Consider the following 17,108-nt stretch of genomic DNA (forward strand, 5'->3'; position numbering starts at 1 on the left):
TGGGCATGAGTACTATAGATTGGACAGTCCTTATTGTTACACTTGTTGCAGTGGTGGTTTACGGCGTATTGATCGGTCGTGGCCAAAAAAACAACGAATCATACCTGAAAGCAGATAACAAAATGCCCTGGTACATTGTACTTATAGGTATTATGGCTACGCAGGCAAGTGCCATTACATTTCTTTCAGCACCGGGTCAGGCGTATACAGACGGTATGCGTTTCGTGCAGTATTACTTTGGTCTGCCGTTGGCGATGATTGTTATTTGTATTACTTTCATCCCGATTTTTCAGCGCTTAAATGTGTACACGGCTTATGAATATTTAGAAAACCGTTTTGATAAAAAAACAAGGGTGCTTACTTCACTGCTTTTTCTTTTTTCCAGAGGCTTATCCACGGGAATCAGCATTTACGCTCCGAGTATCATCTTATCAAGCGTTTTAAACTGGAATATTTATTTGACTAATGTTTTAACAGGTGGCATTCTGTTGATTTACACCTATATTGGCGGAGCAAAAGCGATCGCTCACACCCAAAAATTACAGTTTCTCATTATTCTGGCAACCATGGCTTTTGCAGGGTATCTGCTTATTCAAAATATGCCGAATGGAATTGGTTTTAACGATGCGCTTTATCTGGCGGGGAAATCAGGAAAGCTCAATGTAATCACTACAGAATTCGACTGGAAAGATAAATACAATATTTGGAGCGGACTGATTGGAGGTTTTTTTCTGGCACTTTCTTACTTTGGTACAGATCAGAGTCAGGTCGGGAGGTATATTACTGCTAAAGACAATACCAATGCGAAAATGGGCTTGCTGTTGAACGGATTGGTTAAAATTCCGATGCAGTTTTCTATTCTCCTGATTGGTGCTTTGCTTTTTGCATTCTTTTCTCTAAAACCGGCTCCGATTTATTTTAACGAACGCTCTTATCAATATTTAAAGGAAACAAAACCTGAACAGGCAGCGGTTTTTGAAAAAGAGCATCAGGATTTACAATTAAAATTTAATGCAGAATCGAAAGAAATTTTAAAGCTGAAAGAAACTCAATCTCCTCAACTTAAAAAGACAATTCAGGATTTTAAAAATACACAAACACAGGTAAAAGCATTGCACAGTAGGGTAGAGGAAGCTATTAATAATTCAAATTATAATGCGGAGAAAACGGATACGAATTATATCTTCCTGTATTTCGTAAAAAATACCTTGCCTGTAGGGATGATCGGCTTACTGTTTGCCGTCATTTTTCTGGCCAGCTGGGGTTCAATTTCCGCAGCGCTGAATTCTCTTGCTGCCTGCTCATTAAAAGATGTTCATTTGATATTCAGCAAAGAAATTCCTGATGAGAAAACCGAATTGAAGTATAGCCGCCTGCACACTTTAGCCTGGGGCATTTTCTCCATCGGTGTAGCCATGTTTGCCACTCAGATGGGTTCCCTTATTGAAGCTGTTAATGTATTGGGTTCTCTTTTCTACGGCCCGATCTTGGGGATTTTTCTTGTCGCATTTTACTATAAAAAAATTGATGGGAAGAATGTATTTATTGCTGCCATTTTATCAGAAATTGCGGTTATTGCCGTTTATCAGTTCGATATCGTTTCTTTCCTTTGGCTTAATGTCATTGGGGCAGCGGCAGTCATTATATTTTCAGCAATTGGGTTACTGTTTTATAAGCAGAAAGCCGTAAATTCGTAAACGAACAAAAACAAACAAAATAAAATAGTATGAAAACGATGATTAAATCTGCTACTGTACTTTTTGCTGCAATGACGATTTCAGTGAACGCTTTTGCACAGGATACTAAAAAACCTGCAAGTCCTCCAGCTACTGCTACTGGAAAAATTAAGGATGCAACCATTACCATAGCCTATAGCAGTCCTTCTGTAAAAGGGCGTACAATCTGGGGTGGTTTGGAAGCTTATGATAAAGTTTGGCGTGCGGGTGCCAATGAAGCAACTACTTTTGAAACAGATAAAGACATTACCGTTCAGGGTAAACCGCTGCCTGCAGGTAAGTATAGCTTTTTCCTAATCCCTAAAAAATCCGGAACCTGGACTGCGATTTTTAACAAAGAGCCAAAACAATGGGGTGCTTATAAATACGAGCAAGCTAAAGATGCTTTACGTGTTGATGTAAAAACTAAAGCTTTACCGGCAACACAGGAAACATTAGTTTATAAAATAAACAATAATGGATTCACTATGGATTGGGATAAAATCTCAGTTCCTGTAGAGATAAAATAAATTTTGAATATCAGAAATTAAAATCCCGGTTAATCCGGGATTTTTTTTGTTTAAAATTTTGGTGTTGTATCAAAGATTACTATTGTGGCACTTTCAGACCGTTTATTTCAAACAAACTAAATAAAATATCGAATACAAAATGGAACTGAGACCTGAATTAATAAGAGACTTTTTCGCAGTGATTAACAAAAAATACGGAAGTGTTGAAAATTTTTTCAGGTTGAAATGATGATCGGACTAAGAGAGATTACAGTTTTGAAAGAAAAATATTTGAAATAGTAAATCGACAGTTTATTCTTAGTGTTATATGGTAAAACCAGTTTCTATCTTATTTAAATATTCCGGATAACATTTTAAGTGCATTCAAGAGCTATGGAAAGAAATACCCTTGTTGTTTTCAGGAAAATGACCAGGTATTTTCTTTTTTTATCACACTTTGATGATTAATATTGTAGAGCAATTAATATTCAAAACAATCCTTGTCATCGGTGAAATATTTTTACAATAGTAAGTTCATTTTGTTTCTAAACATTTGTACTCCCTCATACATCATTTTCTACTGATTCTAAGATCACAACTGGTTAGTAACCATGCAAATCATCCCAAGTTTTTTGCTGGTTAATTCACATGGCCGCTCTTCGGCCATGTTTCTATTCATACCTAAATATTGTCAAATTTTAATCTTTTTTCGGAAGAAAATACATTTAATTCAATTGTAACAAGAGCCCCAAAATATTTGTATAATTAATCCGGATTTTAGGTTTAATTATTTGGAAATAAATAAGTTAAATCTTAAATATAAATGGTCATTTTCAGGAAAGTGACCATTTGTTATCTTTCTGCATAACGAAATGAAAATTACTTTTGTAACCTTTAGAGGGGATCTTTCAAAAATGAAATCACAAAGTTTCTTAGTCTCTATTCTATTTCCATAGAGAATAAATCTTTCAACTTAACATAAACAAAGTACAATTAATCAGTTAAAAAAAATTATGAAAAACAACATCCTATTTTTAATGTTTCTGGTTGCAGGAAATGCGTTGGTAACAGGCCAGGTCGGTATTCTGACCTCAAATCCACAAGGTTCTCTCCATATTGACGGTGCAAAAGATAATCCTGCCACAGGAACTCCAACTGCCATTCAACAGGTAAATGACGTTATAATAACTCCGGAAGGAAGTGTAGGTGTGGGTACCATTGCTCCGGATTCCTCGTCCTCTGTAGAGGTGAGAACAACTAATAAAGGATTTCTTCCTCCTAGGATGACTAATGCCCAAAGAGACGCTATCGCTTTACCGGCAACGGGATTAATGATCTATTCAACTACCAGTAAATGTCTGCAGACAAATATTGGCACCCCTGCTGCTCCAAGTTGGGGATGTGTAGCTGTACAAGGCAGTGTAGGTGCTCCGGTGGTACAAGTAAATTCGTATACTCCCAATACAGCGGCTGGATCTGCAGCAAGTGAAATCTGCCTTGGAAGTATCTGTGTGAGACACAATGGTGCCGCAATCGAAGGAAGTATTTTGCTAAGAAGTAATACAGGAGCTTCAATTCCTAGTTCAAGTATAGCAGGCTTTCAAGTTGCAACCAGTGGGATTAACATGGGTGATACTGAAATTGTAACTTTAACTACATCTTATACCCAATTCTACAGGGGAGGTGCCAGTGGTGGCGAATTTATCAATTATCAGGTGTGCACAGGCACTGGTGAAAATTATAGAATTTTTTTGACAATGGTGGCACCAGTACTTAATCCAGGTGCAGGTAATGGAATGTATCTCCTTAATCTTGAAAAAATTAGATAGTGTCACAAAAGCGTTGAGGTCATTGTCTCAAAAATGATCTTTAAGATACAAACTCAACACAATAAAAAAGAAGCACCTGACCAGCAGGTGCTTTTGTTATGAAATAACGCATGTTTTTCCTGATCTGGTGTACATGCGCTTGTTTGGAAAAATAGAGTTTTTTGTTTAAACACGATTACTTATAATTCTCAGCATAAAAGGATATTATTTAAGTAATGTCAATGTAAAGCTATTCTGAGAAAAGGTACTTCTTGCAGTATTGGTAGTACATAGATTAGCATCCCTCACTCTCATGTAATAAGTCCCTGCTGTCAGATATGCTATGTTTGAGGTGTAAATAAAGTCATTAATGGTCGGTCCGGCTGGCATATGTACATCTGGGGCAGGAAATGCGTTATTTATTGCTGCTGTCGGGCTCTGGCTTAAGTTATAAGCAATAAAATTTCCACAACCAGACGGGCTTTTATCAGCAATAAGATGTGGAGAAACAATATAGTATCCAGGAATAGTAACAACAGCACTTGCTCCTAAATATTTCATTGTACCTCCGGCAAAATTAACATTACTACCTGTTGTTGAATCAATAATAAGTGCTGCGCCTGTTGTATCACGCCAGGTACCAATACCACTCGCATCAGAAACCAGAACTTTACCTTCTGCCTGTGTTCCGTCTACAATTTTTATTGCTCCCGGAGTACTTCCGTTGTTGATATCTAATCTCGTAGAAGGAGTAGTGGTTCCTATCCCCACATTGTTATTTACTGCATCCACATTCAACGTAGTTCCGTCTACCTGAAAATGACTGGTTCCTGTAGTAGCCGAAGAAGTAAAAGAAAGGGTTTTGTCAGCCATTGTTACCACTCTGTTCGAGGCAAGTGTTCCATTATTTTTATAGATATTTGTGTCCTGATTTATTTTCTGCCAGATATTTCCATCGAAAAAGTAATATCCCTCTTCTGTAATGTTTATTGTCTTTGGCGAAACTGTACTTACAGCAGAGGTAGCATAAACAATATTCCCTTTTTGATCGGTTGTATATTGTGTATCTCCGCCTTTAATCTGATCTCCTGTAAGCCGTGGTGCCACAAGCCCTTCCGGTCTGCTGCCATCAGTTGTTTTTGCTGCTATATCCAATGTTGATTTTGGATTGCTTGTATTGATCCCTATTTGGGTGAAAAATAATTGAGCAGATAATAAAAATAGTAGTAGATTGATTTTTTTCATGAGAATATAAACTTTAATATGATTTTAATCTGATAATACTTTTGTAGATAATGTAGTGATCATTGCTGTACTGTGATTCAAATAGTAATCTAAAAGCGATGTAAAAGTAGATGAATGATGCATCATCCGGAAGACATTATCTTGCTGTTTTCAGGAAAATGACAAGATATGTAAAGGTTGTAAGTGTTTGTAATTTAGTATTTTAAAATTAATTTCATAATTTCGAAACATATCTTTTAGAAAAAGAATAAAAGGTTATTTTGAGAGGATTTTTTTAATATTAAAAAAATAAACATGGCCGAAGAACCGACCATGTGAATAACTTGCAGATAAACAGAGGGATGTTCTGCATCGTTAAAAATCAAATGTGTTTTCTGAATCGCAAAGTAGAAAATGAAATATTAAACTACACTGATTAGTTCTATAAATATCTTATTTAAGCAATGTCAGTGTAAAGCTATTTTCACCAACAGTATGTCTTGAGACATTCGTAGTACAGCGATTAGCATCTCTAACCCGCATATAGTAAGTTCCAGCTGTTAGATACGCTATATTTGAGGTATAAAGATGGTCCCATCCGTTAGGACCTGCAGACATGTGAATATCCTGAATGGGAAATGCAGGACTTATATTTGCTGTTGCACTTTTATTTAGATTGTATGCAATATACGCTCCACAGCCTATCGGAGTTTTGTCGCTAATAAGACGAGTAGAAACAATATAATATCCAGGAACGGTAACGGTAGCCTTTGCCCCCAGATATGTTAATTGATCTCCGGCAAAATCAGCACTAAAACCTGTTGTAGAATTAATGACAATTGCAGTAGCTGAAGTATCTCGCCATGAGCCTACTCCGTTAGCATCAGAAACCAGAACTTTTCCTGCACCTTGGGTTCCGTCTGTGATTTTAATTTTACCGATTACATCCAGTTTTGCTGCCGGAGCTGAGGTACCGACTCCCACATTCCCCTGAATAATAGCTCCGTTAGCAGGCGCGGCGATTGCTGCATAACCAGCTCCGATGGAAGTATTGCCACTCACTGTAAGATCGTTGACAGGCTTGGAGGTGCCTACGCCCACATTCCCCTGAATAATAGCTCCGTTAGCAGGTGCTGCTGTTGCTGCATAACCGGTTCCGATGGAAGTATTGCCACTTACCGTAAGGTTGTTGACGGGTTTAGAGGTGCCTACGCCCACATTCCCTTGGATAATAGCTCCGTTAGCAGGTGCGGCGATTGTTGTATAACCGGAACCAATCGAAGAGTTGCCATTGACCGTAAGGGCGTTGGTGGGTGTGGAGGTCTTGATTCCTACATTACCAGCCGTTTGGCCATACATTCCGATACTACTCAGGATGAGTAGTACGTTGAAATAATTCTGTTTCATCATTAATAATTTTTTTTGTTAATATTAAAATTGAGTTTAATTTTTCAGTTGTGTTGTTTTTTATATGGATTAAGGATGATGATGCATCACCTCTGAAATTCTACGAAAATATATCCTAGTGCTCCAAAACCAAGACTGTCGCCATCTGCTATATGAAAACTTACTCTATAGAATGTTTTATCTATATAAGAAAAAAATGTAAACTGTGCATGGCCATCCTGCCCGCAATTAATCGGGATCAGGGCTGGATTTGCATTTGCCGGTATCCCGGCCCCTATGTTTGCAAATGTCGGAGTTATGGTTAAGGGAACACTATTGATAAAGCCGGAACCATTTTGTGCCGTTCTGTAAATTCCGTGGATAATACCGGTATTGTTGGTTCCTGTTGTTGTTCTTACTTGTACATAAGAATCTGTATTGGTACAGGTTGTAGATGGATATCGAAATTCTAAAGATCCTATAGCCACAGAAGAACTTGTAGGAGTGCTTGCATTAATATTAAATGACCTGAATGACGTTGTTAGAGAACTCTGTACCACAACATTACCATTGGCATCAATTCCCAGAGGAGAAGTATTTGATACAGGCGGGGTTGTATTATTGATATTAGAAAATTTTAATCCTGAAGATCCATCTGTACCCGATGCAATTTCCATTTTTGCGGTAGGAGTGTCGGTTCCTATTCCCACTCTGTTATTGGCGGCATCTACAGAAAAAGTAGTTCCATTAACAGAAAAGGCATTCGTAGCTGTACCATTAAAAGCGAGGGTATTTCCCGCCTGTGTCACCGTTCTGTTTCCTGTGAGAGTTCCGTCTGAATTATAAATATTGGTATTAAGCTTCACCCAGTCTGTTCCATTGAAAAAATAAAAGCCGGGATTATCAATATTTATCGCGCTACCGGTTTGTGTTCCGGTTGTTATATCATTAACGAAAATAAGAGTTGAGGGTGTAATGCCGGTCATATTCTGAGCTCTCTGCCTGTCGACCCTTGGAATTAATATTCCGTCTACTGCTGTTGTTGTTCCGGTGGCATTTTTTGCAGCTACATCAAAAGTGGCAGAAGGGGTGGGAGTATTAATACCAACTTGAGCAAAAACTCCGCAAGGAATTAAAAAAGGCAATAGTAGTTTTTTCATTATTTCAGTTAATAATTAGAATAATTTATTTGCTAATTGTCTGACAAAAGTACCATACCAATTGGTAGAATAAAAGAAAAAGCCTTGTCTTTTTCCTGAAAAAAACAAGGCTTATATGAGTTGTAATGTTTTGATTAATAATTATTTAATCTTTTTTACTTTGAGTTTCATCCTGCAGATATTTAATAAACAAAGACGGAGATAAAGAAGTTACTTTTTTAAATACTTTACTGAATTTGCTGTGAGAAGAAAACCCAATTTCTTCAGCTAAGGAAGCCATTTTATAGTTTCGGTACTGTGGCTCATTTTTGAGCTTTTCAATGATGTAATTAATCCTTAATTCATTGATATAATTATTAAAATCTTTCTCTTTATGGGTATTGATCACATAAGAAAGGTATTTGGTATTGGTTTCAAAGCGCCCGGCTAAAAAGGGGAGGGAAATATTTTTATTGTTGAATAGATTCGATTTCTCAAATTTATTCAATTTTGCGAGCAGCTTTTCTTCTGTTTCGGAGGTCATTAACACCGTAGCTTCGCTACTTTCAATGTCGGTATCCTCTATTTTGACTTCTTTTACGACAATAGGCTCAGCCAGTTTAGGCTTTTCATTGGATCTCCTTAATATTTCCTTAAATTTTTCAATATTTTTCCTTTGTTGTATTTTAGATCTTATATACAATGCAAGGATAAGAATAACCAGAAGTCCCGTAATGATTATAAGATAATTTTTCTGGGTACTTTTCTTCTCTGCCTTTATTATTTTTTTGTCGAGATTAGTATAAGATTCATCAATAAACTGTCGTGTTTTTGATGTTATTTTCCTGTCTAATGTATCTTTTTTCAGGCCTAAATCCTTTAGCTTTTCAATATCTTTAGTTTTAATATAATATTGCTCAACTGTACTATAGACTTCCTTCTTAAGTTCCAGATGCTCTGCTTTATCAGCTACTTTTTGTGCAAGATCAAGGTATTTCTTTGCCTTTATCAAATCGTTTTTTTCTAAATATACGTTTGCTAAACCATTGTAAATATATCCTGTAAGTTGATTTTCGGGAACATCTTTAACTAAATTTAAAGCCTTTTCATAATGAAATAAAGAAGTTTCAATGTTTTTAAGATGATAATAGCTTAATCCCAAAAGCTGTTCATTAGTCGATGTAAAGAAATCTTTGTCTTTTTTTATATTGTTGAAATGAGCCTGAGAACGCTGAATATATTGGATGGATTTCTTATATTTTTTACGATCGATTTCGTAATAAGCCATTTCCTGCAAGGCCATTCCCTGAATATTATGAGCAATTAATGTATCACTGATTGTTTTACTGATTTCAAGTCCTTTTTCGGAATATTTTTTAGACTGATTATACAATTCTAAAATCCGATATTGAGAGGCTAAAAAAAGATAAATTCTGCATTTCCAATTTGAATCGTCTGTTCCATCCACAATTAATGCTGATCTTTCAGCGTATAATACAGATTTTTTCACATCTCCAGACTGCCTGTACAAAGAGGCGGTAAGCATTAAACTTTTCGCTTGAAAATAGGGTGTTTGAGAAGTTTTATATAGAGAATCGGCAATAGAGAGGGCTTTATTAAAATCTTTGGGAGCTGTTTCTAAATAGGTTTTAGTGTATAATTTGTTATAGCTTGTTAAATCTTGTGCGTTAGCGGATATACAGGCAATGAGAAGTGAAAGGAAAAATCTTTTTTTCATAGTTAGGTTTATGTAGCAATATTAATAAGCAATATTATTAGTAATGTGATCTCTATAGACGGGCGGAGGTGATGTAAAACTTAATCATCTTGGGTAATAAGTAAGTAAATTATGAATTAAGGAAGTGGATTAAATTCTATGTGTCTAGACTATTTTATCATTACTCATCGTAATACGTTATTAATTTTTTGCAAAATTAAATTTTTTAATGTTATCAAATTAAATCTTATAAAATAATTAACGATATATTATATTTGAATGTACTAGATCAATTCTGCACCCTTATACAATTAAACTGGATATGTTATAAAACAAATAAAGTTTTATTTTTTGGTTCGATATATCCAAATATAGTTGCCATTATTAATAGCGCTTTGGTAGACCGGGATTAAGGTATTACTAAAATGAGGGTAAAGGAATTGAATATTGAAAATGGAATAATAAACTTCTCACAGGTTTTTAAAAATTTTTTAAAAAAAAAGACAAAAGAAATTCCGAAATTCTCACGCCTTCCGAAAAGTTCACTATATAAATATGAATTTGATTGTTGATTTTTGTGTGATAATATTTAAAATATAAAAACAATGTCAACACACGATGTTAAAGGAAAAATAGTTTTAATTGCCGGGGGTGGTAAGAATCTTGGCGGATTACTAAGTAAAGATTTTGCAGCAAAGGGAGCAAAATTAGCAATACATTACAACAGCGAAAGTTCTAAAGCTGAAAGCGAAAAAACTTTGGCAGAAGTACAAGCCTTGGGAGCTGAAGCATTTTTGTTTCAGGGAGATTTAACAAAAGTGGAAAACATTACTCGTTTTTTTGATGAAACGATTGCCAAATTCGGAGGTGTTGATATTGCTATCAATACTGTAGGAATGGTACTTAAAAAACCATTTACAGAAACTACTGAAGAAGAATATGATTTAATGTTTGGTATCAACTCAAAGTCAGCTTATTTCTTTTTGCAGGAAGCTGGTAAGAAACTGAATGATAATGGTAAGATTTGTACCATTGTAACTTCTTTATTAGCCGCTTACACTGGATTATATTCTACTTATGCTGGTGCAAAAGCTCCTGTAGAGCACTTTACAAGAGCTGCTTCTAAAGAATTTGGTTCTAGAGGAATTTCTGTAACGGCAGTTGCTCCGGGGCCAATGGATACCCCCTTTTTCTACGGGCAGGAAAGTGCAGATGCAGTTGCATATCACAAATCAGCTTCAGCTTTAGGAGGTCTTACTAACATCAAAGATATCGCTCCATTAGTTGAGTTTCTGGTAACTGATGGATGGTGGATTACCGGGCAGACCATTTTTGCAAACGGGGGATACACTACTAGATAATTCATTAAAAACCAGTTGTTATTTATTTAACAGCTGGTTTTTCCATCTACAATATATAATCTTCTTAAAATAATGAGCGAACAAAATAATGTAATTAGTGGAAGCTAATAACCTAAGGTGACGATATATTTGCCTTTAAAAAAAAATACTATTCTGAGTATTCTTTTAACAATTGTCTGTATCCCATCAGAATAGAGGACTTGGATATAAATCCTACAAATCTGTTTTCTTCGTCTACTACAGGTAAATTCCAAACTCCTGTATCATCAAAGACCTGAAGGATTTCCAAAGGTTTATCTTCTTTATGAAAAACAGCTGGCGGAGCTTTCATAATTTGTATAATATTTTTAGGGACATCATGATCCCCAAACAGGTAAGGCCTGATATCATCTATAGAAAACATTCCTCTTAAGGCTCTTTTGTCATCTACCACTGCAAATATATTCTTATTGCTTTTTTTGAAGAGTTCGAACATTTCACTTACCGATATATTTTCATTAATAGTCTGAGAATTATAATCTATAAAGTCCTCACTATGGAGTGCAGAAAGAAGATTTCTGTCGTGTTTATCGGTAAAAATCTTACCCTGGTCGGCCATTGACTGAAGCTCAGGAGATATGGGAGAGAACCATTTGGCAATGAGATAGGATATGACAGAAGCGATCATCAAAGGAATGAATAAATCATATCCGAAACTTGATTCTGCAATTAGAAATATAGCTGTAAGAGGGGCATATAAAACTCCGCTCATTGCACCAGCCATTCCTACAAGGACAAGGTTGGTGACCGGTACTTCGGTAAATCCGATTTGTTGGCATATCAATGCAAATAAATATCCTACAGTTCCCCCCGCAAAAAGAGAAGGTGCAAAATTACCTCCGTTCCCTCCACTGAAAATAGTAAAAGATGTGGCGAATGCTTTTAATAAGCAGACCAATAGCAGATAAAGGATTATAGTCCATTCCCTGATTTCAAAATACCTGAAAAAGCTGTTCTCAATGATTCGTTGGGTATTACCATTGGTAAATGCTTTTATTGTATCATATCCTTCTCCAAATAGAGGAGGAAACAAAACGCATAGAAATGACAACACTGCACCACCAAGCATCGCTTTCCGAAGACGTGTCAGGGAAAGCTTTTTGAGAAAATGTTCTACTTTTTGAGAAATAATAACAAAATAGCGGGCATATAAGCCGGTTACAATTCCCAAGATAAGATAATAGGGTACGTTTTTATAATTAAATGATTCCCTGGTATAAAATCTAAACAGGATGTCTTCCTGAAGTAAGATTCTTGACAGAAGGCTGCCGCATACAGCTGCCACAACCAGTGGAATGAAGTCTGTAAAGACAACCCCTGTTAATAAAATTTCAAAGGCAAACATAATTCCTGCAATCGGGGCATTGAATGCAGAAGCGATTCCCGCTGTGGCTCCTGCTGCCAATAATAAAGTTCTTTCTTTGTACCCAAGTCTATAGGTTTGGGCATAGTTTGAACCGATAGCAGCACCTGTTACAGCAATGGGGCTCTCTAAACCCGCAGACCCACCTAATCCGACTGTAATAGCACTTTGTACAATTTGGGAATACATTTTTACAGACGATACAATACTGGAGTTTTGGGCAATTTCATAAAGTATGGCACCAATACCTTTTCTATCCTGACCTTTAAATATGGTGATAACGACAATAGAGGTTAAGACGATTCCTAAGAAAGGAAACACTAAATAGAACAGCATCTGGTATTCAAAATGAACTTTACTGGATATAAAGTGATGGATATTATGAACTAACGTTTTTAGTATGACTCCAGCTAAACCGGCAGAACATCCCACAACAATCCCCGATAATAAAAGAAACTGACTTCTGCTGAGTCTGTTATGGAGCCAGTGAAGAACAAGTTCATAACTTCGGGCTTTTTCAAGCCCGTATTTCTGAAAGTCTCTTTTAAATTTGAGAAAGCTTAGGTATTTTTTTCTGTTATGAAGATTCATTGAAATTGTTTTACCTGACGGTATATATTAAGGGGTTAATCTTTTAATCACTTTTTCCACAGTAATTCCCTGAATAAGGATTGAGAAAATTACAATCACAAAGGTAATGGATACCAGAATATTTTTATAGGGATTTTGTGGCAAAGATAAGGCTAAAGCTATAGATATTCCACCCCTGAGTCCTCCCCATGTCATAATGAACAGAGATTTTGTTCCGAAGACTTTTTTAAATCTGAATAAAACAGCAGGAATATACAGGGATACAAAACGCGCAATTATAATGATTAATGCGGTAATAATTCCTATGGTAAGATAGCTTAAGTCGAAAGAGACGATTACGATTTCAAGCCCTATCAGCATAAATAAAACAGCATTAAGTATCTCATCCGTTACTTCCCAGAATTTTCCCAGATAATCTTTGGTAATATCACTCATAGCGAGTTCTTTTCCTCTGTTTCCGGTCATTAAACCTGCTACTACCATAGCCAAGGGACCTGAAACATGAATAGAGTGGCAAAGGCTGTAGCCTCCCATAACCATTGCCAGAGAAATTAAAATTTCAGTTTGAAAATGATCTATGGATTTCATTAGTTTATACCCTATGAAACCTATAATAAGCCCCATGAAAATACCGCCTACGGCTTCTTGGATAAAAAGTATTCCAATATCAGCAATTCCAAAGTTTTCTGCTCCATCGCTGGCTATTTTTAAAATGGTTGCAAATATTACTACTCCTATACCATCATTAAAAAGGGATTCTCCAACAATATTAGTCTCTATGTTTTTGGATAAATTGGTTTTTTTCAAAATTCCCATAACCGCTATTGGATCAGTAGGTGAGATCAAAGCTCCAAATAAAAGACAATAGATCAATGGAATAGGTTGGTTAAAGGCAGAGAGCAGGTAAAATAAACTGTAACCCACCACTACAGTAGAAATTAATGTTCCAATGGTGGCAAAACTAATGATGCTTTTAGCTGATTTTTTTAAGTCAGGAATGGAAACATGCATTGAGCCTGCAAATAAAAGAAAACTTAAGAGAATACCCAGTAAAAACTCAGAAAAATCAATCAAAGACAATTTTTCTCTTATCATTTCTGTAAATCCTACTGAAAAATAGCCTGTAACAATGACTCCGGTAGCAACTAAGACTCCCATAAGCATCAGGCTGATTCCGGAAGGAAGTTTTAAAAACTTTATATTGATGAAAGAAAAAAATGCTGCGAGTGTAATGAGAATAGAGAAGATTAAAAATAATTCCATGGATATGTTTTTAAGAGTTACAAAAATACTAAATGTTAGGGTAAATGAATGCTTTATATTCTCGGACTCTCATTAAAATCATTTAAAATTATGGATTCAAATTTATTACATCTATTATGTATTCTTTTGCATAATCTAAAGCTTTTGTTTTCGTATCGAAATTTTTTATTTTACTGACCGAAGGATCATGATATGAAACTCCTTTAGCCGATCCGTTCAGCGCATAGACCTTCCCATTACTGGCTTTACCATAGATCTCAGAATAACCGGAACAATAGACTTCCATTTCATCCACCGCAAATGGCCACTCTCCCGGATAATCCTGTTTGGTAAATTGTAAGGTATTACGTGTCGTACCGGTGCATGATAACACTAAAAACATAACCGACAAAAAATATATTTTTTTCATAATAAATCATTTAATCTAAAGATACCAACCCTCTTTCCCAAACCATTACGGCTTTCCGTAATCGCTCCAAAATCACCGTAACCGACCAGTGACAATATAGGTTACAGCCTGCCATTGTATCTTAAAAAACCTTCTATCCTTTATAAATAATACTATCCATACACTATTGCAGACAGAGATATGATTTTTTTGTGAATACCAGCTTCAACTTTTTGATAAAGCACAATTGAAAGATTTTATCAATAATGACTGAAGAATACAAAATGAAATATAGGTAATGTGGAAAAACCGAAAGGAATTTTTTTGAGATGATTAAAAAAACTGGTTCGTAAAGAATAAATTGATGACACCCTTAGATTATTAAAGAATCAATAAATGAACCCTCTGATCATTCGGAGGGTTTTCTTCTTTTTTATATTTGGTTCTTAAAATTAATAATATCTTTTCTTCATCCACAAACTGGCTCTTACCAATAGTATTAATACCGGTACTTCCACCAAGGGACCGATAACCCCAACAAAAGCCTGCGGAGAGTTGATACCGAACACTGCGATGGCTACTGCGATTGCCAGTTCAAAATTGTTTCCTGTGGCTGTAAAGGCTATTGAAGCATTTTTATCATAGGGTACTTTCAACGATTTGTTGATAAAGAAACTAACAAAGAACATTATTACAAAATAGACTACGAGAGGTATCGCTACTTTTATGACATCCATTGGCAGTTCCACGATCTTTTCACCTTTAAGGCTGAACATTAAGACAATCGTGAATAGCAAAGCATACAGTGTTATCGGTGATATTCTGGGTACAAATTTTCTATTATACCATTCAATACCTTTTAATTTAACTAAGAAGTATCGGCTTAGAAAACCCGCTAAGAAAGGAATTCCTAAATAGATCAATACACTTTCTGTAACATCCTTCATCGAAACACTTACATTGAAGTTGGCAAGACCTAATTTACCCGGTAGCACATTGATGAATAACCAGACAAAAAAACTATAGGTAAATACCTGGAAGATACTGTTTAATGCAACTAATAAAGCGGCATATTCTCTGTTTCCTTTGGCAAGGTCGTTCCATACAATCACCATAGCAATACATCTTGCCAGACCGATAAGAATTAGCCCAATCATATAGTTTGGTTCATTTCTCAAAAACAAAATGGCAAGAACAAACATTAAGACAGGTCCTATTACCCAATTCAACAAAAGGGATATACTGATTACCTTCTTATCTTTAAATGCAGTCGGTAATAAGGAGTAATCTACCTTAGCCAAGGGAGGATACATCATTAAGATCAGACCTATTGCTAAAGGAATATTGGTTGTACCTACAGATAAAGAATCTGTGATTTTTGAAATACCCGGAAATAAAAATCCTAAGCCCACGCCGATCGCCATCGCAAGGAATATCCATAAAGTCAGGTATCTGTCGAGAAATTTTAATTTTGGCTGCATACTGTTTTAATTTATTCCTATTGTTTTACTTCTTCTTTCCATGATAATCGTGTCGCGCCAGGTATTTCCAAGCTTGCCTATTTTCTCACGGTAACCAACGAGTCTGAAATCAAAGCGTTGATGAAGTGCTACAGTGGCTTCATTTTCAGGAAACATTCCACTCTGTAGCGTCCAGATTCCATTAGCTTCACTATCGTCGATCAGCTTTGATATCAAGGCTGTTCCGATTCCTTTTCCTTTGTGCATATTGGAAATATAAATGCTGACTTCCGCAACGCCTTCATATACACAACGGTTACTTACTGGAGAAAGTGCAGCCCATCCGACAACAGTATCATCAACGATGGCAGCCAGCCGGCTGTGTTTTAATTTACTTTTGTCCCAGTCTTCCCATTCTGGAACTGTTGTTTCAAAAGTGGCATGTCCCGTTTCAATACCTTCTTTATATATTCTTGAGATATTTGGATAATGCTCTTTTACAATTGCCGTTATTTCCATTCTATTTGCTTATTTGTGAAAAAATATAGAACATTTCTGTAGCGATCTGCAGACTCCTTTCTGTATATACCTGCGTTTGCTGTGGCGTATTATCAGAAGCTTTTGGATCATCGTATGTTATTGGAAATCTAGCTTCTGCACCGATTACCAATGGACAGCCTTCATCAGCGTTGTTACAGGTCATGATAGCTCCAAATTTATTTCTAGGATTAAATTCGTTGCTGTATTCTTTTGAAAAACAGATCACCGGAGCTTCATTTTCAGCATATTTCACTGCATAGACAGGATTTTCTGCCTCGCTGAGCTTTTGAATCGTAAACCCCTGAGTACCCAATGTTTCAGCCACCTTTGGGAACATTGCCGTTGCTTCAGTCCCTCCTGAATAGCAAAACACATTGGTAATCCCAAAATGATAAGCCATGGTCTGAGCCCAGATCTGGGATAAATGGCTTCTCCGGCTGTTATGGGTACAGATGAAATTTAACCTGATGGTGTGACCCGCGTCTATTTTCTTTTGGATATAATCTGTTAATGGCTGTAAAACTGTTTTTCTTTCCTCGGAAACAGTGTCTATTGAAATGGATTCAATTGTTTTTAGAATATTCTGATTCATTTTTACTGATTAA

At 36.0% G+C, this 17,108-nt stretch carries 14 protein-coding genes; 4 read left to right on the forward strand and 10 right to left on the reverse strand.

All coding sequences use genetic code 11. From position 1 onward, the window contains the following. Positions 1 to 5: 5 nt before the first annotated feature. The 3 genes from BMX24_RS03845 to BMX24_RS03855 all read left to right on the forward strand — a co-directional run bounded on the left by BMX24_RS03845 (position 6) and on the right by BMX24_RS03855 (position 4,053). On the forward strand, positions 6 to 1,697 hold the full coding sequence (locus tag BMX24_RS03845; RefSeq protein ID WP_089790744.1) for a sodium:solute symporter family protein: 1,692 nt from the start codon (positions 6 to 8) through the stop codon (positions 1,695 to 1,697). 29 nt (positions 1,698 to 1,726) lie between these two features. Continuing rightward, positions 1,727 to 2,245: a DUF2911 domain-containing protein gene (locus BMX24_RS03850; RefSeq protein WP_089790745.1), complete on the forward strand. Its 519-nt coding sequence runs from the start codon at positions 1,727 to 1,729 to the stop codon at positions 2,243 to 2,245. Between the two features lie 992 nt (positions 2,246 to 3,237). Continuing rightward, positions 3,238 to 4,053: a hypothetical protein gene (locus tag BMX24_RS03855; RefSeq protein ID WP_139176719.1), complete on the forward strand. Its 816-nt coding sequence runs from the start codon at positions 3,238 to 3,240 to the stop codon at positions 4,051 to 4,053. A 204-nt stretch (positions 4,054 to 4,257) separates the two neighbouring features. Here BMX24_RS03855 and BMX24_RS03860 read toward each other — a convergent pair whose 3' ends face one another. The 4 genes from BMX24_RS03860 to BMX24_RS03875 all read right to left on the reverse strand — a co-directional run bounded on the left by BMX24_RS03860 (position 4,258) and on the right by BMX24_RS03875 (position 9,519). Then, the gene (locus tag BMX24_RS03860) at positions 4,258 to 5,277 is read right to left on the reverse strand and encodes a hypothetical protein (RefSeq protein ID WP_089790747.1); all 1,020 of its coding nucleotides are present in this window, start codon (positions 5,275 to 5,277) and stop codon (positions 4,258 to 4,260) included. A gap of 432 nt (positions 5,278 to 5,709) precedes the next feature. After that, a complete protein-coding gene (locus BMX24_RS03865) occupies positions 5,710 to 6,666 on the reverse strand; it encodes a hypothetical protein (RefSeq protein WP_089790748.1) in 957 nt (318 codons plus the stop codon). Positions 6,667 to 6,749: 83 nt separating this feature from the next. Continuing rightward, on the reverse strand, positions 6,750 to 7,802 hold the full coding sequence (locus BMX24_RS03870) for a hypothetical protein (protein WP_089790749.1): 1,053 nt from the start codon (positions 7,800 to 7,802) through the stop codon (positions 6,750 to 6,752). A 145-nt stretch (positions 7,803 to 7,947) separates the two neighbouring features. Beyond that, on the reverse strand, positions 7,948 to 9,519 hold the full coding sequence (locus tag BMX24_RS03875) for a tetratricopeptide repeat protein (RefSeq protein ID WP_089790750.1): 1,572 nt from the start codon (positions 9,517 to 9,519) through the stop codon (positions 7,948 to 7,950). 584 nt (positions 9,520 to 10,103) lie between these two features. Here BMX24_RS03875 and BMX24_RS03880 point away from each other — a divergent pair. Continuing rightward, positions 10,104 to 10,859: an SDR family oxidoreductase gene (locus BMX24_RS03880; RefSeq protein WP_089790751.1), complete on the forward strand. Its 756-nt coding sequence runs from the start codon at positions 10,104 to 10,106 to the stop codon at positions 10,857 to 10,859. A gap of 148 nt (positions 10,860 to 11,007) precedes the next feature. Here BMX24_RS03880 and BMX24_RS03885 read toward each other — a convergent pair whose 3' ends face one another. The 6 genes from BMX24_RS03885 to BMX24_RS03910 all read right to left on the reverse strand — a co-directional run bounded on the left by BMX24_RS03885 (position 11,008) and on the right by BMX24_RS03910 (position 17,095). Next, positions 11,008 to 12,852, reverse strand: coding sequence for a chloride channel protein (locus BMX24_RS03885; RefSeq protein WP_089790752.1), 1,845 nt, complete (start codon positions 12,850 to 12,852; stop codon positions 11,008 to 11,010). A gap of 27 nt (positions 12,853 to 12,879) precedes the next feature. Next, the gene (locus BMX24_RS03890) at positions 12,880 to 14,115 is read right to left on the reverse strand and encodes a cation:proton antiporter (RefSeq protein ID WP_089790753.1); all 1,236 of its coding nucleotides are present in this window, start codon (positions 14,113 to 14,115) and stop codon (positions 12,880 to 12,882) included. Between the two features lie 88 nt (positions 14,116 to 14,203). Next, entirely contained in the window at positions 14,204 to 14,524 is a 321-nt protein-coding gene (locus BMX24_RS03895; RefSeq protein ID WP_139176722.1) for a hypothetical protein, read from the reverse strand. A gap of 431 nt (positions 14,525 to 14,955) precedes the next feature. After that, a complete protein-coding gene (arsB, locus tag BMX24_RS03900) occupies positions 14,956 to 15,984 on the reverse strand; it encodes an ACR3 family arsenite efflux transporter (protein ID WP_089790755.1) in 1,029 nt (342 codons plus the stop codon). A gap of 6 nt (positions 15,985 to 15,990) precedes the next feature. After that, complete coding sequence (locus BMX24_RS03905) at positions 15,991 to 16,482, reverse strand: GNAT family N-acetyltransferase (protein ID WP_089790756.1); 492 nt, start codon at positions 16,480 to 16,482, stop codon at positions 15,991 to 15,993. Position 16,483: 1 nt separating this feature from the next. Next, positions 16,484 to 17,095: an arsenate-mycothiol transferase ArsC gene (locus tag BMX24_RS03910; RefSeq protein ID WP_089790757.1), complete on the reverse strand. Its 612-nt coding sequence runs from the start codon at positions 17,093 to 17,095 to the stop codon at positions 16,484 to 16,486. Between the last annotated feature and the right edge of the window lie 13 nt (positions 17,096 to 17,108).

Source organism: Chryseobacterium wanjuense, assembly GCF_900111495.1.
In the GTDB taxonomy this organism is placed as follows: Bacteria; Bacteroidota; Bacteroidia; order Flavobacteriales; family Weeksellaceae; genus Chryseobacterium; species Chryseobacterium wanjuense.